The sequence below is a fragment of the Pseudomonas tumuqii genome, from assembly GCF_013184545.1.
Classification (GTDB): domain Bacteria; phylum Pseudomonadota; class Gammaproteobacteria; order Pseudomonadales; family Pseudomonadaceae; genus Aquipseudomonas; species Aquipseudomonas tumuqii.
In genome coordinates this window covers 367,110-386,725 of record NZ_JAAOJA010000003.1, presented here as the reverse complement: position 1 = coordinate 386,725, position 19,616 = coordinate 367,110, and the positions used below count along the sequence as shown (strand labels likewise).

Genomic DNA, 19,616 nt, shown 5'->3' with positions numbered 1-19,616 from the left:
AGGCAAAGCAAAACACTCGAAACCGGGAGCATTGCGTGCAAGCCGTGGCATACTGCCATCGGTCTGATAGCGTACCGATGCGAGCACTGCAGGTTGCGCAAAACGGCCAGTCAGAGACACCTCGACAACTCCGGGCATGCCGGCATCCAGCGGCCTCATGCACCACCAGATAGCGGGTTATCAGCATGCCATCACTGCTCAAGCGCCTCATCCCGTTGCTATTGTCCATCTGCCTGGCAAGCCCTGCCGTGAATGCCGCAGACGACTGGCAGGAGCTTCCGGCAAACCCGCTGATTCTGACGGTCACCGGCGAACTGGGCTGTTGCCCGCAGGGCCAGGCCTTGTTCGACCTGCAGCGCCTCGATGCCCTGCCCCAGGTGGAGGTGAAAACCCTGACGCCCTGGACCGAACAGGAGGACAGCTATCGGGGCGTCAGGCTCAGCGTTCTGCTCGACGAGCTCAAGGCCCAGGGCCAGCGCATCGACGCCACCGCCCTCAACGACTACAGCATGCTGTTGAACCTGCCGGCCGCGCGCCAGTACCCGGTGATCCTGGCAACCCGCAAGAATGGCAAGGTCATGGGCGTGCGCGACAAGGGCCCCATCTGGGTCATCTACCCGCTGAGCGACTTCCCCGAACTGCGCAAGGAAGAGCATCACCAGGCGATGGTCTGGCAGCTCAAATCGCTGAACATTGGCCGGTAAGCGCCGATGCGTCGCTTGCGCTACCTGTTTCTGCTGCTGATCACCCTGGGTTTCGCCGTTGCTATCGCGACTTCGCTGGTCTACAACCAGCGCAATGCGCAAATGACCTCGGCGCGCATCCAGCTTTCCGCCTGGTCGCTTGCCCAGTTGGAGTTCGAATACCTGCGTTTCGTCAACACGCTGCAACTGTTCCAGGCCGGAGGCGCCTCCCGGGAAAAGCTGCAGTTCGATTACGACCTGCTCTGGAGCCGTCTCGAGACCTTTCTCTCCGGCCAGGAAAACAGCGCCATCCGCCAACGCTTCAATGCCGGCGAGACGGTTGCGCAGTTGTTCGCGCAACTGCGCAGCGATGAAGCACTGCTCTTCAGCCCAGACCTGCAACCCGGCACGCCGATCGAGCAGGTCATCGAACGCTACAATCGCTACCTGATGCCCATTCGCCAGGTGATCATCAACAACTTCACCGGTCCGGAAGCGGCGCGGATTGTCGACGAAATCCACCACAACCAGCGCCTCAGCCACTTGCTCTTGCTCGGTCTGCTGTTCTGTGGCGGCGGCCTGATCCTGATGTTCTATCTGGAGGCGCGGCAGAATCGTCTGATGGGCCGCAATGACGCCTTGACCAACCTGCCCAATCGCAACAGCTTTCAAGCCCTGCAGAACGACTCCAAAGTTGCCAACTGCTGCGCCCTGGCGGTGATCGAGCTGAGCAATTTTCGCGCGGTCAATGAATGCATCAGCCACGAGGCCGGCGATCGCCTGCTGCAGCGCATCGGCGAAACCCTCAACCGGCTGAAACCGCAAGGCAGCTTCATTGCCCGGGTGGCCGGTGACGAGTTCGTCATGACCTTTCCTCAGGGCTTTCCCGAAGAGCTGGTGAACAGCGTCCTGAACAGCCTTGCCTACGCCTTGAGCTTCGACTTCCAGAGCGACAAACACCTGTTTCAGGTGGGGACGCGCATCGGCCTGAGCTTCAATCCCGACAACAGTTTCAGCCTGCAGAAGCTGTACTACTTCGCCACCCTGGCCGCGCGTGAACTGCGTGCGGGCAAGCACAAAGGCCTGGAAGTATTCAATGAAGAGATCAGCAACCGTTATCTGCGCAGCCAGAACCTGCTCGACGATCTCAAGCGGGCGATGGCGCAAACCGGCTCATCGGGCCTGAGTCTCTACTACCAACCGATTGTCGGCCTGGTCGACACCAGCATCGGGGTTGAAGCCCTGCTGCGCTGGCGCCACCCGACACTGGGCTTTATCCCGCCGCTGGAAGTGGTGGAATTGGCGGAGAACAATCAGCTGGGGCAAAAGCTCGGCGAGTGGATTCTGCAGCGACTCAAGCAGGACCTGCTCCGCCTGCCCCTGGGCCTGCGCGATATCCTGTACTTTTCGGTGAATCTCTCCCCGGCGCAATTTACCGCCAGCCTGCCCGAGCAAATCGAGCAATGGCTTGGCGAGGCGCCGATCCGCGCCAACCAACTGGTGCTGGAGATGACCGAGTCGATCTCGGTGGCCAACTTCAATGAGGGCGGCACCATCCTGCGCAAGCTCAATGAGCAGGGTATCGCGGTGGCACTGGATGACTTCGGCACCGGCTACTCGTCGCTGTCCTACCTGCGCGAACTGCGCGTGCAGCGGATAAAAATCGACAAGTCGTTCATTCAGGGCATCAGCCACGACCAGCAACTGCAGCGCGTGGTGCGCAGTATCGTCGAGCTGTGCCATACCTTCAGGTTCAAGGTGACCTGCGAAGGCATCGAGGATGAAAACGATGCCCAGCAAGTCATCGACCTCGGCTGCGATCATGCCCAAGGCTATTGGTACGGCAAACCCATGCCCGTGCCGGCCTTGATCACCTGGCATGGCGAGTTTCTCGCCCGGCCCATGCTGAAAAAACGCCTGCTGGTGCAATAAGCAGCGGATCGACGCGCACGACAGGGACCCAGGCGCATGCCGAGCAAAATCGTTGCCTGGGATTTCCGGGCCACAGCAGCAACGCCTGGCGATGTAACCTAAGCGTCTCGACAAGACGGACGACCAACCGATGGACTCCATCACCCAGGCAGTGCTCGGCGCCAGCATCCAGGGCGCACTGCTCGGCCGCTGGCAGGGCCGCAAGGCACTGCTGTACGGCGCTGCCCTCAGCACCCTGCCCGATCTGGATGTAGTAATCGACTATGGCGACGCGCTGGCCGAGGCTACAGCCGCCATGGGCGATACGCAGCTGCTCCAGCAGCCTCGGCGTGCACAGGTACAGCGTGCTGTAGACCTGGCGGCAGGCCTGGTTGCCCAGCGCGCAGGCGAACCAAGGCTTGCCAACACCGGCCGGGCCGGTTGTGCTGTTGACAGATCCACTCGCCACAGGCCGCTGGTCGCGATCAGGCGCTCGTCCAGCGCACGACCTCGACGGCGATCAAGGTCTTACAGGCAGACGCTAGCGTAGCTGAGCTTAGCCTGTTTGCGCAGTTGCTCCAGCCGCGTGTAATCGCGCCAGGCCAGCTCGCGGTCGAGCAGCAGGCCCAGGCAGGCTCGATACCCCATCTCTGGATGCGGTTTGCGGGTCAGTTGGTATTCGACGATCTGCCGGGTGTGCGGGTCGATTCGCTCGCCCAGCCGAGCAGGCGCTGCAGTGTCCACTCGCGGTGCGCCTTGTGCGAGGCCGGCATGTGTTCGCTCTGAGTGCTGTAGGCGCCACGCCGCTGAAGCCGCAGGTGACTGGCGACCCGCCGGTTGCCGTGCAGGATCTCCACGCTATGCGCGCTCCGTCGCAGATCGACGCTCTGTCAGGCCAGCGTCGAGGCCACGCGGTCAATGCCGCCGTTCACCCCGACGTGGTAGTCGATGTTGACCTTGCAGCGCTTGAAGATCGCGACCCCATGGGGATGCAGTGGCAACGGCCGCAGCAGCGGCTGGTCGAACCGCTCGAACCACTCCCGGCGACAACCATCGAGCTTCTTGAACGGGCGTTGGTTCAAGTCCTCCAGCAACTCGGGCAATCGCCCGATTGAGTTCATGCAAACTGAAGAACTGCCGGCGCCCAACCGCGCCATGATCCAGCGCTCGACGACCTGCACCGCCACCTTGGCCTTGGCTTTGTTCTGTGGCTTATGCGGCCGCACCTGCGCCCAGCCCTCAAGAAGGAAGACCGAAGCCAACATCCGTCAATCTTCCGCCACAACCCACCACTCGTCGGCATGATTGACAATTTTACGTCACCAAGCAAGCTGCTTTAACCCCGCGGAACTCAAGGAATAAAACGGTTTCCAGCCATTAAAGTGCCACTGTAAGTGCTTGCCCATGGCTACTCCAGCTCCTTGACAGATGTCAAGGCCAGTCTTTCATAACCATTACATTTGAACGAAAACGTGGGGCCCGCCAACATGAAAGTCAGTGTGTTCGGCACCGGGTATGTAGGCCTTGTTCAAGCTTCAGCCTTGGCTGAAGTCGGCCATACAGTCCTTTGCGTCGACATTGACGAGCAGAAGATCAACCAACTGCAACGGGCGGTGCCACCGATCCAGGAGCCAGGTCTTTCGGACCTGATCGATGACAATCTGCGCGAGGGGCGGTTGTCCTTTAGCACTCAGGCCAGCGATGCGGTCATCCATGGCCAAGTGATCTTCATCGCCGTCGGCACCCCATCCAACGAGGACAGCTCCGCCGATCTGCGCCAAGTGCTGGCAGTGACCCGCGAGATCGTCAGCCACATGCAGGACGACCGTACCCTGGTGATCAAGTCCACCGTACCGGTCGGTACCGCCAGCCGGGTGGCCGAAGTCGCCCGCGAGGAACTCGAGCGGCTGGGCAAGGCGCAGCTGAAGGTACGCGTGGTCTCCAACCCCGAGTTCCTTAAGGAAGGCAGCGCGCTCAACGACTGCATGCGCCCCGATCGCATCATCATCGGCACCGGGGACGATGTCGCCCGCAGCCAACTGGCCGAGCTCTACGCGCCGTTCTTCCGCAATCATGAAAAGTTGATCTTCATGGACAACCGCAGCGCGGAGCTGACCAAGTATGCGGCCAACGCCATGCTGGCCACCCGCATCAGCTTCATGAACGAACTGGCCAACCTGACCGAGCACCTGGGGGCCGATATCGAGGCCGTGCGCAAGGGCATCGGCTCCGATCCGCGCATAGGTTACCACTTCATCTACCCCGGCTGCGGCTTCGGCGGCTCGTGCTTTCCCAAGGATCTGCGTGCCCTGCTGCATACCGCCAAGCGCATCGGCATGCCGATGCGCCTGCTGCAGAGCGTCAGCGAGGTCAACAACGCCCAGCGCCAGATCCTGTTCAGCAAACTCAAGCCGCACTTCCCCGCCGGCCTGGCCGGCAAGTCCATCGCCGTATGGGGCCTGGCCTTCAAACCGAATACCGACGACATGCGCGAGGCTCCCAGCCGCTACCTGATGGAAGCGCTGTGGCAAGAGGGCGCGACGGTTCGCGCCTTCGACCCCGAGGCCATGTCCGAGTGCCGGCGACTCTACGGCTACCGCGACGACCTTGAGCTCTGCGCCACCCGCGACGACACGCTGCAGGACACCGATGCCTTGGTGATCTGCACCGAGTGGAAGAACTTCCGCGTGGTCGACTTCGACCTGCTGGCGAAGAAGCTGCGCGCGCGCCTGATCATCGACGGCCGCAACCTCTACAACCCAGAGCAGGTGGCGGCATCCGGGCTGCACTATTCCGGCATCGGCCTGCGCCACTGCCCCCCGGAACTGCCGAAGCCATGAAGATCCTGGTCACCGGCGCCGCCGGCTTCATTGGTGCCCATTGCGTCCTGCGCCTGCTGCGCGACGGGCATCGGGTCTGCGGTCTGGACAACTTCAACGACTACTATGACCCAGCCCTGAAGCACGCCCGCGTGCGCTGGGTACAGGAGCAGGCGGGCGACTTCCCCCTGTGGCACCTGGATCTGGCCGACAGCCCAGCCATCGCCGCGCTGTTCGCCCGCGAGCGCCCTGAGGCCGTCATCCACCTCGCCGCCCAGGCGGGCGTGCGTTACTCGCTGCACAATCCGCAGGCCTATGTCGACAGCAATCTGACGGGCTTCCTGAGCATCCTCGAAGGCTGCCGTCACCACCCCGTGCGTCACCTGCTCTATGCCTCGTCCAGCTCGGTATACGGCGCCAACCAGCACACGCCCTACTCGGTGCAGGACCGCGTCGACCACCCGTTGTCACTGTATGCCGCCACCAAGAGAGCCAACGAGCTGATGGCGCACAGCTACAGCCACCTGTTCGGCATCCCGGCCACCGGCCTGCGCTTCTTCACCGTCTATGGCCCCTGGGGTCGACCGGACATGTCGCCGATGCAGTTTGCCCAGGCGATCGTCGAGCGGCGCCCGCTCAAGCTGTTCAACTACGGCCAGCACCAACGCGACTTCACCTACATAGACGACATCATCGAGGGCCTGACGCGCCTGCTCGAACGTCCACCGAAGGCCATATCGGACGGGGATCGCGAGCGCCCCGATCCCGCCACCAGCATGGCGCCCTGGCGACTCTACAACATCGGCGGACAACGGCCGGTCGAGCTCAAGGATTACCTCGCCATCCTGGAAAGACACCTGGGCCTCAAGGCCGAGGTAGAGCTGCTGCCACTGCAATCGGGGGATGTACTCGACACCTGCGCCGACATCTCCGAGCTGGAGAGAGACACCGGTTTCCACCCCCAGATCGGACTGAATGAAGGGCTCGCGCGCTTCATTTCCTGGTTTCGTGACTACTACTCACTGCCTGTCGTTGAGGTATCGCAAGGCCATGGACCTTCGCCACTGGCAGAACCTGTGCAGAAGCGGAGGGCTATATGAGCGGCCATCCAGAAGGTGCGGTACTCGACGAACTGCGTCTCGACAAACGCCTGGACCCCAGTCATCGCATACGGATCGATGCCGCGATCCACCGGCAAGGGCGCGGCTGGATCACCGGCCGCCCCGGCGCTCGACCCTGGACCCTGTCGCGGACCAATCGCGTGGTTGCCTGCCTAGGGGCGCTGGTGTTGCTGGTATTGCTCTCGCCTCTGCTGCTGGCTCTGGCCTTGGCCGTCAAACTGGACAGCCCGGGGCCGGTCCTGTTCATCCAGCAGCGCACCGGCTATCGCGGGCGCTGTTTCGGCATGTGCAAGTTCCGCACCATGGTAGCCAACGCCGAAGCACTCAAGGAGTCCGTGCGCCACCTGAACAAACACGGCGCCAATGCTATCGACTTCAAGATCGACAAGGATCCGCGCGTCACGCCACTCGGCCGCTGGCTGCGGCGCAGCAGCCTGGACGAGCTGCCCAACCTGTTCAACGTGATCGTCGGCGACATGCGCCTGGTGGGCCCCCGTCCCACCTCGTTCAACGCCTACTGCTACGAAGACCAGCATCTTTCGCGACTGAGCATCTACCCCGGCATGACTGGCCTCTGGCAGATCTCCGGGCGCAGCGATATCGACTTCGACCAACGAGTGGCGCTGGATCTCCGCTACATCGCCGAGCAGAGCCTCTGGCTGGATTTGAAAATCCTGTTACTTACCCCTTTCAAGGTATTCAGCGGCCATGGTGCCAGCTGAGCCCCATCAACCTCACGCCGTAAAGCAGATCAGGGAGTCACCACCATGAACATGCTCCGTTCGGAGGAGACCACACTGTTGCTGGAGCAGGACAAGCGCGTCCTCAGCCCCAGCGAAGTCAACCTGGCGGCTACAGTGCTCGACCAGGACTGCCAGGTCATCCTGCTGACAGCACCGACCAGCGGTTGCGGCACCACCACCAGCGCCATCTGCCTAGCCAAGCAACTGGCCAAGGCGGCCAAGGGCAAGGTCCTGCTGGTGGACGCCGACCCCTCGGCCACCGGGTTCAGCACGCGCATGGGCATGGCAGCCGACGAAGGCCTGTTCGAGCTGCTGCAAAGCGAGCAGCCGGAGGAGCGCCTGGCCGATTGCGTGCAGCGCGTGCCCGACCTGCCGTTCGACCTACTCCCCCTCGGCCACCCGTCCCAAGTGGCCGGACACTTCACCACCGAGGACATGCAGTGGCTGCTGGCCTGCCTGAGTGCCCACTACCGCTTCGTGGTGATCGATGCTGAGGCGGTCTACAGCGGCAACAGCGCCACCAGTCTGGCCGCCATGGTCGATGGGGTGATCCTGGTGATCCGCGCCGAAGCGACCCGCTGGGAAGTCGCCCAGGCTGCCGTGCAGCGCCTGCAGCAGGCCAATGCCACCCTGCTCGGTAGTGTGTTCTACGCGCGCAAGCTCTACTTGCCGCAGTGGCTCTACAACCTTCTCTGATCACGCAGACAGGACGCTCGCCATGAAGTATTTACCGCTTCTCCTGCTCGCCGCTCTGGTCGGCTGCAGTAACCAGGAAACCAGCCGCTCGATTCCCGCCCGCATCCTCACCGCGCCCGAGGCGCAGGCCACGCAGAGCGAAATCATTCCGATCACCCAGGTGCTCAGGCCACAGGACGTGCTCGACGTAATCTTCCATATCGAGATGGATTCACCCGAGGCCTACCGCATCCAGAACGGCGACTCTCTGGAGCTCCAGTTCCTCACCGCCAAGGGCCTCACCGGAATCAAGACGGTAATGCCCGACGGCCGCATCAACCTGGAGTACGTCGGCTCCATGCAGGTCGCCGGGCTGACCGTCGAGGAAGCTCAGGCGGCCCTGATCGAGCGTTACAAGGGCATCCTCAATACGCCCTTGATCACGCTTTCCGTGCCCAAGGCGCAAACCCGCGCGCAGCGCCTGCGCGACACCCTGTTCAGCCCAAGTACCGGCATGAGCCGGGAGATCACCGTCGGCAATGACGGCAGCGCCAGCTTCCCGATGCTCAGCAGCATGCAGCTCGGTGGAATGACCCGGGAGGAGCTGCAGAAGCGCCTGAACGAGCGCTACCTCAAGGAGGTGGGGCCGATCCAGGTCGACGTGCTGCTCAAGTCCACCACCGCCAACGAGGTCTATATTCTCGGCGAAGTCGGCAAGCCCGGGGCCTACCCGGTGCGCCGGCCGATCTCGGTGCTGGAGGCACTGACCCTGGCCAGTGGGCATAACCCGACCACCGCCGCGCTGGACTCGGTGCTGATCCTGCATCGCCAGGGCGACCAGGTGCTGGCGCGCACCTACGACGTCAAGGCCCTGCTCAAGGACAATGCCGCCAGCATGGCCTACCTGCAGCCCGACGACCTGCTCTTCGTGCCCAGGACCGGTCTGGCCAAGGCCGGCGACACCGCCCGCCAACTGGCCGATGTGGTGCTCTTCAGCGGCTTCAACTTCGGCTTCTCCTACCGGGTCGACAACAAGGAGGAGGATAACTAGCCATGTACACCATCGAGAGCGAAAACCACCTGAAGAGCGAAAACTATCTGCATGAGTTCTTCCGCACGCTGTTCGCCAACCGTCGACTGATCAAGCGGGTGTTCCTGGTGTTCGCCGCCATCACTCTGCTGCTGCCATTGCTGCTCAAGCAGTCGTTCGACATCAATGCGCAAGTCATGGTGCAGTCGAAGAAGCTGCCCCAGGCGGACACTGGCAGCGCCAGCCTGCTGCAGAATACCGACAGGTTCCTGCCTCCCACCCTGGCCGACATGGAAACCGAGAGCAGCATCCTGCGCTCACCGGACCTGGTCCGCGACACCCTCGACAAGATGCACCAGGAGGGTTATTTCCAGGACGAGGACAGCGTGCTGCGCGACTATCTGATCACTCCCCTGCAGGAGCATGTGTTCAACCCGCTGCGCAGCGCCCTGGGCCTGGAGGCCGACCCTGTGCGCGACACCCGCCTGGACCAGCTGACCCTGCAGATCCTGGAAGATCTGGAGATTTCGCCGGTACCCGGCTCCAACGTCATCACCGTGCACTACACAGCCAGCGACCCGGCTCTCGGCACCCTGATCGTCAACCGCTTGCTCGACAACTACCTGGTCCAGCGTCACGAGCTGCACTCCAACGACCTGCCGGAAGCCTTCTACGAACAGAAGAAGGTCCAGTACCAGAAGCGTCTGGGCAACCTCGAGGGCCAGCGGTTGGCTCTGCTCGAGCAGACCCAGGCGGCCAACCCCGAGGAGGAAATCACCTTCAACCTCAATGCCATCAACCTGGACAAGCAGGCGCTCAACCAGTACCGCGACCGCCAGCTGGAAAACCAGCGCTGGCTTGACTACCTGCAGAAAAGCCTGGCCGTGGCACGCAAGGCGAAGTTGAGCGACTACAGTTTCCCCTTCACCTTTGCCAACACCATCGATAACGTCGCCTTCGAGGACCGTGAGATCCGCCAGCTGGGCGAGCGGGTGGTCGAACAGATCAGCCAGTACGGCTACGAGGGCGACATCTACCGCCACGACAGCGTGCCGATGAAGATCCTCTATGCGCAGGCCGACCGCACCCGCAAGCAGTTCCTCCAGGTGGTTAGTAACCGCATCAGTGAACGGCAGAAAGCGCTGGATATCATCGCCGGGGTGATCACCCAGAAGACCGCGCGGATCGACGAGTACAAGGCGCGTATCCACGAACTGCAGAACGTGCAGAGCACCCTGCGCCAGCTCAACACCGAGATCGAAGCGCTGCACCAGGCCTTCTTCACCTACACCCAGCGCTATGAGGAAAGCCGCAGTCGCAGCCTGCTGGACGGTGGGCTGTCCAACGCCCGCGTCCTCAGCCGGCCCTTCGAGCCCACCGAGGCGAGCTTTCCCCAACCGATGCTGATCATTCCCCTGGGGCTGCTCACCGCGTTGCTGCTGGCGATCGCCATCGGCTATATCCGCGAGTTCTTCGACCACCGCTTCAAGCATCCGGCGCAGATCCAGCAGCAGCTTGACCTGCCCGTGCTGATGACCATCAATGCCGAGCAAGCTACCTTGCCCAATCCGCATAAACCCGGGAGTCTGCCATGGATCCGGTATTGGGTCAGCGACTGAGCACCCGCGGGAAATCCCCGTTGCGGGTCGCCCACTTGCTCAGCAGCGGCGGTTTCTACGGCCTGGAGCGGATGCTGCTCGAGCATTGCTTGCACGCCCCTGGGCAACACCGCGTGCTGTTGCTGAACGGTCCGGAGGAGCTGGCCGAGCGCTTTCGCAAGGCCGGCGTGGAGCTGACCCGTTGTGCCAACCTGGGTAGCCTGTGGCAGACCCTGCAGCAGCCCGACGCCGAGCCGGTGCTGCTCAACGGGCATGGTTTCAAGGGCCTGCTCTATGGCTGGCTGAGCGCGATGCGCTTCGGCCTGCCACTGGTCACCACCCAGCACGGTTTCACTCCGCGCAGCCACAAGCAGCGTCTGTATACCTGGCTCAGCCTGCAGCTGTGCCGCACCCCGCAGGTGCGGGCGGTGGCCTGCGTGGCCGGCAGCATCGCCCGGTTGCACAGCCAGGCTGGCGTCCGTGCCGACAAGCTGCATGTGATTCCCAACGGCCTGCCGTCAGCACCGGAGGCTCAGCATGAACGTCCTGCTGCGGCTCCCGCCGCGCCGCTGATCGGTTTCGTCGGCCGCCTCAGTGCCGAAAAAGGCCCGGATCTGTTCGTCAAACTGGCCATCGAGCTGTGCCGACGCCAACCCGAACTGCATGCCGTGCTGCTCGGTGAAGGCCCGCAGCGCGGCGAACTTCAGGAATGCATCGACGCCGCCGGGCTGCACGAGCGCATCGGTCTGCCGGGCTATCAGGAGGATATGCCGGCCTGGCTGCGTGCCCTCGACGTGCTGGTCATCAGCTCGCGCACGGAAGGCACGCCGATGGTACTGCTGGAGGCCATGCAGGCCGGAGTAGCGGTAGCCGCCTTCGCTGTCGGCGGCATTCCCGACGTGCTCAGCCATGAAGTCTCCGGCCTGCTCAGCCCACCCGGCGAGCTCGCCGAGCTGGCCGCCCAGGTGGAATGCCTGCTGCTCAGCCAGGAACTGCGCCGGACGCTGACCACCCAGGCCAGGCTCACCCAGCTCAGCCATTACCACCTGCCGGCCCAGGCCGAACGCTGGCGTCAGTTGTACCGCAACGCGGTCGGAGGGTGATGCGATGCCTCTGGTTCTGCCCCTAGCCCTGATCCTCAGCCTGGCCTGCCTGTTGCTCCTGGCCAGCCCCCACCCCTACCTGGCCCCCCTGGCCATTCCGGGCGTGGTCGCCCTGGCCGTGCTCTACCGCCGGCCGGCCTGGGGCGTGCTCGGCCTGGTCGCCCTGGTGCCCCTCGAGGGGCTGTTCGCCGAAAGTGGCGGCATCACCGCGAGCAAGCTGCTGGGCCTGGCGCTGATTGCCATAGTCGCGCTGCAACTGCTGCTGCATCAGCTGCCGGGGGTGCGTCTGCGCAGCAACCTGTGGCCGCTGCTGTTGCTGTTCCTCGGCTGCTACCTGCTCAGCCTGCTGTTCAGCAGCCACACCGGCCTGTCCTTGCTGCACCTGCGCCAGCTGGCCGTCGGCCTGGTGCTGTTCGCCATCACCCTGCTGCTGTGCCGCGACCTCGACCTGCTGATGCTGGCGCGCCTGGTGGCGCTGTCGGTGGCCGGCACCTGCGTAGTCGCTCTGGTTTCCACCAGCCACCAGGTCGCCGGGCGCGCCACCGGCCTGCTCACCGACCCCAACTACTTCGCCCTGCTGATCACCTTTGCCTTTCCGCTGGCGCTACTCCTGCTGCTGCGTGCGCCGCGCTGGCCGCAACGGCTGTTCTGGCTGCTGCTGCTGACCCTGCTGCTGGCCGGCCTGGGCCAGACCGGCTCGCGTTCCGGACTGCTGGTGCTGCTGCTGACCAGCAGTCTGGCCGCCTGGAATTACCGCAGCAGTCTGCAACGCCTCCTGCTGCCGCGCCACCTCGGCTGGCTGATCCTCGGCCTGGCGATCACCCTGCCGCTGGCCCCCTCGCTGCTGCCGGACAGTTTCGTGCAGCGCCTGGAGGCCCTGACCAGCCTGAAATCCGGGGTCAATGCCCACGTCGACAGTTCCCTGGCCCGGCGCAGCTCCTACCTGCTGGTAGGCGGCGAAATGATCAAGCAGGACCCCCTGCTCGGCGGCGGCCCCGGCACCTTCCCCCTGCACTTCGCCAAGACCGGTTATGCCATCGCCTTCGCCAACCGGCCGCTGCCGGAGGAGCTGTACCGCGAAGCGCACAACACCTACCTGAGCATGCTCAGCGAAGTCGGTCTGCCGGGTGGTCTGCTGTTCATCGGGCTGGTGCTGCTCAGCCTGCGCAACTTCCAGGTCGCCCGCCGCCAATGGCTGAGCCGCGGCGATCAGCAACGGGCAGCGCTGGCCACCCACCTGGGCCTGTCCTTCGCAGCGCTGGCCTGCTTCCTGGCTTTCCTCAGTGTGCCGAGCCACAAGTACCTGTGGGTGATGCTTGCCGTGGCCAGCTACCTGCGCCTTGAGGCCAGCGACGCGGTGGCTGGTAGGGAGCGACCATGAACCGGGTCAGCATCATAGTCCCCACCCTCAACGAGGCCGGCCACCTCAGCCGCACCCTGAGCGCCGCACAACGCGCAGCCGAGCACTGCGGGCTGGAGTATGAACTGATAGTGCCGGACAACGGCTCCATTGACGGCAGCCAGGCCCTCGCCAGCAGCCTCGGCGCGCGGGTGCTCGACTGCCCCGGAGTGAGCATCGCCGCCCTGCGCAACCGAGGTGCGGCGGCGGCCAGCGGCGACTGGCTGGCCTTCCTCGATGCCGACATGGAGGTACCCTTGGATTGGCTGCAAATGTGGCGCGAGGTGCGCACCACGAATCGTGCCGACGTCCTCGGCCTGGTTCACCGGCCACCGCCGCAGGCTCCCTGGTATGCCCGTGCCTGGCTGCAGCGGGTGGCCGCCGAGCGTAACCTCCCGGCGCTGCGGGACTGGCTGCCGACCGCCAACCTGTGCCTGGAGCGCCACTGGTTCGAGCGCGTCGGCGGCTTCGACGAAAGCCTGCGCACCTGCGAGGACAAGGATCTCAGCCTGCGCCTCGGTGGCGCCGGCGCCCGCCTGCTCAGCCTGCCCACGCCAACGGTGCTGAACTGGGGCTTCGAAGGCAGCTGGGGTGAATGGCTAGGCAAGGAGCTCTGGCGCCAGAGCAGCCAGGCGCAGTTGCTGCGCAAGGGCAGCGTCGGCCTGCGCATGCTGCGCTTCCCGCTGCTGGCGGCCGGGCACTGGGCGATCGACGCGCTGGCGCTGCTCTGCCTGCTGCTCGGTCAGCCGGCCGTGGCCGCCGGCGTGTTCGCGCTGGGCTGGTTGCCGGCACTGATGATGACTTTGCGCTATCGCTACAACAGGCAACGCCCGTTACTGGCGTTGCATCTCTTGGTGCTGCACTGGCTGCGCATGCATGTCGCCGGTATCGCACTGCTTCTGGGGCTGATGGATCTGACCGCACGGAGGCCTTCCCGTGGCTGAAGCGATTTTCTGGCTGTGCCTGTTCCTGCCGTTCTTTGCCTACCTGGGCTACCCCGCCCTGCTGGCCGTCTACGGCCTGTTCCAAGGTGACGCGCAACCCGTCGCGCTAGAACAGCTGCCGCGGGTCAGCGTGATCGTCGCCGCCTACAACGAAGAACGGCATATCGAAACCAAGCTGCGCTCGCTGCTGGACCAAGCCTACCCACGCGAGCGGCGGCAGATCATCATCGCCAGCGATGGCTCCAGTGATGCCACCGTGGCGCTGGCCCGGCAGGTCGCCCAGGCCCATGGACAGGACGACGTCCAGGTGCTGGACCTGCCGCGCGGCGGCAAGGCCAGCGCACTGAACAGTGCGGTGGCCGTGGCCGATGGCGATATCCTGGTGTTCAGCGATGCCGACACCCTGTGGACCGACGACACCCTGGCCCAACTGGTCGCGCCCTTCGCCGATCCGTGCGTCGGCGCCACCGCCGGCAATGTGGCCATCCTCTCCTCGGGCAAGGCGCTGGCCATCGGCGACCAGCTCTACCGCGACTACGAGTCCTGGCTGCGCCGCCTGGAAAGCCGCACCGGCTGCATGGCTTCGGCCGACGGCGGCTTGCAGGCCCTGCGCCGGAGCTTGTTCCAGACGGTGCCAACGGATGTCACTGACGACTTCTTCCTGACCACCTGCGCCTCGGTGGCCGGGCGACGCATCGTCTTCGCCGAGGCCGCTCGGGTCACCGACCACGGTGTCGAGACGGCAGACAATCAATTCCGCCGCCGCCGCCGGATCACCGCCCGGGGCCTGCAAAGCCTGGCCCACCGCCGCGAGCTGCTCGACCCGCGCCGGCATGGCGTGTTTGCCCTCGCCCTGATCACCCACAAGCTGCTCCGCCGACTGGTGCCGGTGCTGCTGATTCCGCTGCTGCTGAGCAACTTCTGGCTGTGGAACGCGGGCGACTTCTACCGCCTCAGCCTGATCGCCCAGCTCGCCGGCTATGCGCTGGCAGTGATCGGCCTGCTCGGCCAGCGGCGCCACCTGCCGAAGCTGTTCCGTCTGGCGGCCTATGGGCTGGTGACCCTGGCCGCCATGAGCGCCGGCGTCTGGCATTTCGTCAGCGGGCAGCGTTACCACCACTGGAATCCGCAGCAGAACCGATGAGGATGCATCGTGCCGCTCAAGCAGCTGATCAAAGCCGGCACTGGCTGGCTCTACCTCAACACCCCCGCCGGGTCTCGCCTGTTGCGCGGGACCGGGACCATTCTGATGCTGCATCGGGTGCTGGCCGAAGATCCGCCGGCGGCCCTGCCGCATCGCTCCCCACTGTGCATCGGCAAGCCAGCCTTCGAGAATCTCCTGCTCTGGCTCAAGCACCACTTCGACTGCGTGCCGCTCGGCGAACTGCTCGACCCAACGAGCCAGGCAGGCGAGCGGCCGCGCCTGACGCTGACCTTCGATGACGGCTGGCGCGACAACGCCATCCATGCCTTCCCGCTGCTGAAAAAACACGGGATGCCGGCGAGTATCTTCCTCTCCACCGACTTCATCGGCAGCAACCGGCGCTTCTGGTGGGAAGCCATCGGCGAAACCCTCTGGGGCAGCTTCGGCGAAGAGGCCCGCGAGCTGCTCGGCGAACGTCTCCACCAGCGGCACCTGAGCCTGCCGGGCGAACTCTGCACGGCGCGCCCCGAGTACCTGCGCAGCCAGGCCCTGAGCCAGTTCCTGCAACAGCTGAAAAGCCTGCCGGCGGCCGCCCTGCAAGCGCTCGCCGACAGCTGCCCGGACCCGGTCGAGCCACACGGTCTGGACTGGCGGCAAGTGCAGGAGATGGAAGCCTCGAGGCTGGTACGCTTCGGCCCGCACGGCGCCAGCCACGCGATCCTCACCGGCCTCGACGACTGCAGCCTGGAAAGCGAACTGCAGCGCTCGCGCGAGGCCATCGGCGCGCACTGCAAGATGCCGCTGCCGGTCTACTGCTACCCCAATGGCGACCACGACGCGCGCGTCTGCGCGGCGCTCACGCGGCAGGGCTACCGCCAGGCGCTGGGCACCCGCACCGGTCTGCATCGCAACCAGCAGGCGACCTCGCTGTCGCTGCCGCGCATCGGTGTCAGCCATCACACCGCGCGCCAGCCCGCCCTGCTCGGCTGGCGCATCCTACAAGGCGCCCGCTGCCACGGCGCGCAGGCACAGGCACAGGCACAGGCACAGGCAGCGCAGACCAACGGGATGCAGGGATGAAGCGCAATGACTATATCCGCCATCTGCTCCTCAGCATCGGCACCAAGCTGGCGATGCTCGTCCTGCGCCTGCTGCGCAACGTGCTGCTGGCGCGCATCCTCGGCCCGGCCGACCGCGGCCTGTTCGCCCTGCTCAGCGCCCTGCCGGAACTGATTGCCGCCTTCACCAGCGGCGGGCTGAACACCGCCGTCGGCTACCACGCGGCACAGCAGCGTTCGATGGGCGTGCTGCTGACCCAAGTGCTGGTCTATGGCTGCCTGTTCGCCGGACTGGCCACCTTGATCGGCGTGGGCCTTCTGCGCAGCCTGGGCAGCGATCTGGACCTGTCGCAGCGCCTCGGCCAGTTCGCCTGGCTGCTGCTGCTCGCGGTGCCACTGTTTGTCCTGAAGAACGCCCTGCTGAACCTGCATAACGCCGATGGCAAGGTCGGCGTGTTCAACAGCCTGCGCCTGACCGAATCACTGAGTTCACTGCTGCTGTTCCTCGCCCTGTTATGGATGTGGCAGGACGCCGCCCTGCTGGCAGCCATCGGCAGTTGGCTGGGCGCGCTACTGGTGGTGGTGATCGTCGGCCTCTGTCTGCTCGGCCGATTCCACCCGGTCAGGCTGCGCTGGGATCGCCACAGTCAGCACGAACTGCTCAGCTTAAGCGGCAAAAGCCACCTCGAAGTGCTGTTCCAGCAGGTGTTGCTGCGCTCCGACTACCTGCTCATCGGCGCCATGCTGGATAACCAGGCGCTGGGCTACTACGCCATGGCCAGCGCCGCCGCCGAACTGCTGTCCATCGTCCCGGAGGCGGTCACCACGCCACTGATGAAGCGCCTGCTGCAACAGGGCGAAAACATCCGGCGGCTCACGCCGCTGGCACTGCGTCTGACCGGCAGCACCATGCTCGTCGCCTGCCTGAGCATGGCGCTGCTGGGCGAATGGTTGATCGTGCTGCTGTTCGGCGCAGCCTACCGACCGGCCTATCCCGCCCTGCTGGCGCTGCTGCCCGGCATTTTCAGTCTGTGCTACGCGGGCATCCTGCGCCTGGATCTGCTCGGCAAGCAGCGGCCCGCTACCCTCTCGCTGTTCACCGGCGGCGCCGCGGCGCTCAATGTGTTGCTGGCCCTGCTGCTGATCCCGCGGTGGGGCATAGTCGGCGCCTCGATCGCCTCATCAATCGCCTACAGCACCCTCAGTCTGGCGATGCTCCTGCTCTACTGCCGGCTCAGCGGGGTCGCCATCGGCCAGACCCTGCTGGTCTTCCCCAGCGACCTGCGCATGCTGCAGGCGCAACTGCGGCCAGCGGCATGAAGCCCAGCCACCTGCTCATCGCTTGCCTGCTATCCGGCACGCTGCTGCCGGCCGCGCGGGCAATGGAATGGCCAGGCATCCGCGACGGCGCGCTGCACCTGCGCGTCGAGCAGGCCGACAACCTACAGGTGTCCTGGCAGCCGGCCTGGCAGGCCGAGGCCAACGAAGAACACCTCTATCTGCAGGCCGGTGACGGCCGCCTGCTGGCCCAGCGCGACATCGCCGCCAGCGAAGTGCGCGGCCGGCAGCAGTGGCCGCTGCAGGTGAACGGCAGTGGTTACCGCCTGGAAATCCCGGGCTACAGCTTCCGCCTCTACCGGGTCAGCCACGCCGACAGCAGCGCCGCCCTGTTCGAGCCGGTGAAGCTGCATTTCAGCGCCATAGTGCCAGCCGGCATGCAGCTGTACTTCCGCGTGCGGGCCGGCGAGCGCGCAGTGCTGGCCGGCAAATACTACGGCGGGGTCAGCGGCCTGGATGTCCAGCGCCTGAGCGACGGTCTCGACCTGCGCCTGCCCCTGTCGCGCCACGCCCATTACGCGCAAAGCGACCGCCTGGAGCTGCCGGTGGCCGCCGAGGACCAGCTCTGGCGCCTGCGCCTGCACGGCCACGGCAAGGCCGCCTTCTGGCTCGACGGCAGCGACAACTTGTTCGCCCAGCACCCCGAACACCTGTTCAGCCCCAACCAGGAGTTCGGCCAGGTCAATCTCGAGTTGCATACCCAGGTGCTCGGGCCCACGCCCAAGCTCGGCGTGGCCCTGCCCTACAGTCCGCCCGAAGCGCCCGAGCTGCTCGCCCAGCTGGCGCCGCGTGCCGCCAGCTACTACAGCTTCGTCGATGTCATGGCGCGCCGGCCCCGGCACGAGCAGGCCTTCCGCCCGCTGTACCTGAACCACTACGGCATCCGTACCGACACCACCCTGCTGTCGAGGACCGGTCGGCGCCCGGTGCTCAGCGCCGACAGCACCACCCTGGCCGGGCTGCAAGCCTTGCTCGAGGGTATCCGTGCCTTCGGCGGAGTGGGCACCCACTACATCGCCTTCGCCGACGAGCCCAACCTCAATTACCCCGATTACGCCAATTTCGCCGGCTATTTCGCCCAGATAGCCACCCAGATCCGCCAGCACCCCGGGACGCGGGAAGCCGGGGTACGCATCGCCATGCCGGCCTCCTCGCGCCTGCTCAACGGCCCCTTCAGGGAAGATGCCAAGGCGCGCCGCGGCCTGGATTGGTCGCGGCGCCTGCTGGCCGAGCACGGCGAGTGGGTCGACGCCCTCTCCTGGCACGAATGGATGGTGCGCGACCTGCGCGCCACCCGCCTGTACCGCGACAACGTGCGCCAGGCTGCGCAGCTGGTCGGCCTGGATGCCCAGGGCCGGCCGCGCAAGGCGCTGCTGCTGGGGCAGACCAATATTTCCAGCGGCAACGGCATCAGCCCCTACGAGCAGGAAACCCAGTTCGCCGCGCTCTGGTGGGCCTCGGTGGCGATCAACTCAGCCCAGGACGGCCTGCTGGAGCTGCTCAACTGGTATCTGGCCACGGATGAACCGGATCACCTCAAGGGCATGATCGGCCTGGCCGAGGATGGACGTTTCTACCTCAAGCCGGTGGGCCTGGCCATGGTCTTCATACAGCAACATTGGCTGGAGCAGGTGTTGCGCCTGGACAACGATGCCTTCGAGGTGGACGTCCTGGCCATGCGCTCCGGCTCTCGCCTGAGCTTGTTCGGCGTGAACAAGACGATGCGGCAGCAGCAGGTGCAATTGCGCGGCGAACCGCTGAACTGCAGTGACCAGGAGCCGCCCAGGCTCCAGCTTTTCAGCGCAGCGGCTAGGCTCAGTAGCGAGCCGGTGCGTTGCACGGCAGGGGCATGGCATTTCAGCCTGCCCGGGGAATCGCTGTTCGCCCTGAGCTGGGAGGCGCCATGAATCTGGGCGTTGTGCTGGGCAAACTCAAAAGCAAAGGTCTGTAAGCACACGCTCTGCGAACGCTACCTGTTCAGCCACTGCCTACTGCTCTGGCTGCAACGCGAGGAGGCCATGCCCCAACCTGCAACGCTCGCATCAATGGC

Annotated in this window: 15 protein-coding genes and 3 pseudogenes; 16 read left to right on the top strand and 2 right to left on the bottom strand. The window is 65.0% G+C overall.

Features of this window, described 5'->3' with window-relative positions:
* The first annotated feature begins 185 nt into the window (after positions 1-185).
* From G9C89_RS08270 to G9C89_RS25155, 3 genes and pseudogenes are all read left to right on the top strand, one after another.
* Positions 186-704 carry a hypothetical protein gene (locus G9C89_RS08270; RefSeq protein ID WP_218575916.1) on the top strand — a complete coding sequence of 173 codons (519 nt, stop codon included), beginning with the start codon at positions 186-188 and terminating at the stop codon, positions 702-704.
* Between the two features lie 6 nt (positions 705-710).
* Positions 711-2,615, top strand: a complete 1,905-nt coding sequence (locus G9C89_RS08265; protein WP_172147303.1) for a putative bifunctional diguanylate cyclase/phosphodiesterase — start codon at positions 711-713, stop codon at positions 2,613-2,615.
* Positions 2,616-2,745: 130 nt separating this feature from the next.
* Positions 2,746-2,916, top strand: a pseudogene (locus G9C89_RS25155) (metal-dependent hydrolase); the annotation flags it as partial.
* Positions 2,917-2,940: 24 nt separating this feature from the next.
* Here G9C89_RS25155 and G9C89_RS25400 read toward each other — a convergent pair.
* Positions 2,941-3,063: pseudogene (locus tag G9C89_RS25400) on the bottom strand (ATP-binding protein); the annotation flags it as partial.
* Positions 3,064-3,212: 149 nt separating this feature from the next.
* Positions 3,213-3,817, bottom strand: a pseudogene (locus G9C89_RS25145) (Mu transposase domain-containing protein); the annotation flags it as partial.
* 264 nt (positions 3,818-4,081) lie between these two features.
* On the opposite strand from G9C89_RS25145, the gene G9C89_RS08250 reads away from it, so the two are divergent.
* From G9C89_RS08250 to G9C89_RS08190, 13 genes are read left to right on the top strand one after another with little or no spacing between them, the layout of a single operon-like run.
* Entirely contained in the window at positions 4,082-5,434 is a 1,353-nt protein-coding gene (locus G9C89_RS08250) for a UDP-glucose dehydrogenase family protein (protein ID WP_172147301.1), read from the top strand.
* Positions 5,431-6,513: an NAD-dependent epimerase gene (locus tag G9C89_RS08245; RefSeq protein ID WP_172147299.1), complete on the top strand. Its 1,083-nt coding sequence runs from the start codon at positions 5,431-5,433 to the stop codon at positions 6,511-6,513. The genes G9C89_RS08250 and G9C89_RS08245 overlap by 4 nt, the downstream gene beginning before the upstream one ends.
* A complete protein-coding gene (locus G9C89_RS08240; protein WP_172147297.1) occupies positions 6,510-7,256 on the top strand; it encodes a sugar transferase in 747 nt (248 codons plus the stop codon). The genes G9C89_RS08245 and G9C89_RS08240 overlap by 4 nt, the downstream gene beginning before the upstream one ends.
* Positions 7,257-7,301: 45 nt before the next feature.
* Positions 7,302-7,973: a CpsD/CapB family tyrosine-protein kinase gene (locus G9C89_RS08235; protein ID WP_172147295.1), complete on the top strand. Its 672-nt coding sequence runs from the start codon at positions 7,302-7,304 to the stop codon at positions 7,971-7,973.
* A gap of 22 nt (positions 7,974-7,995) precedes the next feature.
* Positions 7,996-9,003, top strand: coding sequence for a polysaccharide biosynthesis/export family protein (locus G9C89_RS08230; protein ID WP_172147293.1), 1,008 nt, complete (start codon positions 7,996-7,998; stop codon positions 9,001-9,003).
* Between the two features lie 2 nt (positions 9,004-9,005).
* Complete coding sequence (locus G9C89_RS08225; RefSeq protein ID WP_172147291.1) at positions 9,006-10,601, top strand: GumC family protein; 1,596 nt, start codon at positions 9,006-9,008, stop codon at positions 10,599-10,601.
* Complete coding sequence (locus G9C89_RS08220; protein ID WP_172147289.1) at positions 10,574-11,683, top strand: glycosyltransferase family 4 protein; 1,110 nt, start codon at positions 10,574-10,576, stop codon at positions 11,681-11,683. The genes G9C89_RS08225 and G9C89_RS08220 overlap by 28 nt, the downstream gene beginning before the upstream one ends.
* A 4-nt stretch (positions 11,684-11,687) precedes the next feature.
* Positions 11,688-13,064 (top strand): O-antigen ligase family protein, encoded by a 1,377-nt coding sequence (locus G9C89_RS08215; RefSeq protein ID WP_172147287.1) that lies wholly within the window; start codon positions 11,688-11,690, stop codon positions 13,062-13,064.
* On the top strand, positions 13,061-14,026 hold the full coding sequence (locus G9C89_RS08210) for a glycosyltransferase (RefSeq protein WP_172147285.1): 966 nt from the start codon (positions 13,061-13,063) through the stop codon (positions 14,024-14,026). Before G9C89_RS08215 ends, G9C89_RS08210 begins: the two co-directional genes overlap by 4 nt.
* Positions 14,019-15,170: a glycosyltransferase family 2 protein gene (locus tag G9C89_RS08205; RefSeq protein WP_172147283.1), complete on the top strand. Its 1,152-nt coding sequence runs from the start codon at positions 14,019-14,021 to the stop codon at positions 15,168-15,170. Before G9C89_RS08210 ends, G9C89_RS08205 begins: the two co-directional genes overlap by 8 nt.
* A gap of 9 nt (positions 15,171-15,179) precedes the next feature.
* Positions 15,180-16,250: a polysaccharide deacetylase family protein gene (locus G9C89_RS08200; RefSeq protein ID WP_172147281.1), complete on the top strand. Its 1,071-nt coding sequence runs from the start codon at positions 15,180-15,182 to the stop codon at positions 16,248-16,250.
* Complete coding sequence (locus tag G9C89_RS08195; RefSeq protein WP_172147279.1) at positions 16,247-17,548, top strand: oligosaccharide flippase family protein; 1,302 nt, start codon at positions 16,247-16,249, stop codon at positions 17,546-17,548. The genes G9C89_RS08200 and G9C89_RS08195 overlap by 4 nt, the downstream gene beginning before the upstream one ends.
* Positions 17,545-19,473, top strand: a complete 1,929-nt coding sequence (locus G9C89_RS08190; protein WP_172147277.1) for a hypothetical protein — start codon at positions 17,545-17,547, stop codon at positions 19,471-19,473. The genes G9C89_RS08195 and G9C89_RS08190 overlap by 4 nt, the downstream gene beginning before the upstream one ends.
* Positions 19,474-19,616 lie beyond the last annotated feature (143 nt).

Coding starts and splice junctions, on each gene's coding strand:
- G9C89_RS08190 (WP_172147277.1), top strand. CDS start 17,545: ATGAAGCCCAGCCACCTGCTCATCGCTTGCCTGCTATCCGGCACGCTG.
- G9C89_RS08250 (WP_172147301.1), top strand. CDS start 4,082: ATGAAAGTCAGTGTGTTCGGCACCGGGTATGTAGGCCTTGTTCAAGCT.
- G9C89_RS08235 (WP_172147295.1), top strand. CDS start 7,302: ATGAACATGCTCCGTTCGGAGGAGACCACACTGTTGCTGGAGCAGGAC.
- G9C89_RS08245 (WP_172147299.1), top strand. CDS start 5,431: ATGAAGATCCTGGTCACCGGCGCCGCCGGCTTCATTGGTGCCCATTGC.
- G9C89_RS08220 (WP_172147289.1), top strand. CDS start 10,574: ATGGATCCGGTATTGGGTCAGCGACTGAGCACCCGCGGGAAATCCCCG.
- G9C89_RS08215 (WP_172147287.1), top strand. CDS start 11,688: ATGCCTCTGGTTCTGCCCCTAGCCCTGATCCTCAGCCTGGCCTGCCTG.
- G9C89_RS08230 (WP_172147293.1), top strand. CDS start 7,996: ATGAAGTATTTACCGCTTCTCCTGCTCGCCGCTCTGGTCGGCTGCAGT.
- G9C89_RS08240 (WP_172147297.1), top strand. CDS start 6,510: ATGAGCGGCCATCCAGAAGGTGCGGTACTCGACGAACTGCGTCTCGAC.
- G9C89_RS08210 (WP_172147285.1), top strand. CDS start 13,061: ATGAACCGGGTCAGCATCATAGTCCCCACCCTCAACGAGGCCGGCCAC.
- G9C89_RS08195 (WP_172147279.1), top strand. CDS start 16,247: ATGAAGCGCAATGACTATATCCGCCATCTGCTCCTCAGCATCGGCACC.
- G9C89_RS08225 (WP_172147291.1), top strand. CDS start 9,006: ATGTACACCATCGAGAGCGAAAACCACCTGAAGAGCGAAAACTATCTG.
- G9C89_RS08265 (WP_172147303.1), top strand. CDS start 711: ATGCGTCGCTTGCGCTACCTGTTTCTGCTGCTGATCACCCTGGGTTTC.
- G9C89_RS08270 (WP_218575916.1), top strand. CDS start 186: ATGCCATCACTGCTCAAGCGCCTCATCCCGTTGCTATTGTCCATCTGC.